Raw genomic sequence first — 223 nt, 5'->3', positions numbered from 1 at the left:
AGAAATACCAGTCATTGATCTTGCGGATAACAGTGTTTTCATAGGAGAAACAAAAAATCCCGAGAAAATCAATCAACCAAATGATTTACTGTATTTGATTTATACATCAGGCACAACAGGAAAACCAAAGGGCGTTATGATTGAAAACAGAGGTGTAGTCAATCTAAGAAATTATTTTATCAATTCATTAGAAGTAACAGAAAAAGAGTCTATTTTACAGTTT

At 31.4% G+C, this 223-nt stretch carries 1 protein-coding gene; it reads left to right on the top strand.

All coding sequences use genetic code 11. From position 1 onward, the window contains the following. The coding region (locus MR167_RS32570) for an AMP-binding protein (protein WP_242316322.1) at positions 1–223 on the top strand (223 nt) is incomplete at both ends.

The sequence above is a fragment of the Bacillus cereus group sp. BfR-BA-01355 genome, from assembly GCF_022663675.1.
GTDB lineage: Bacteria > Bacillota > Bacilli > Bacillales > Bacillaceae_G > Bacillus_A > Bacillus_A thuringiensis_S.
Note: the sequence above shows the minus strand (reverse complement) of the source record. Positions and strands in the feature narration are given on the sequence as shown.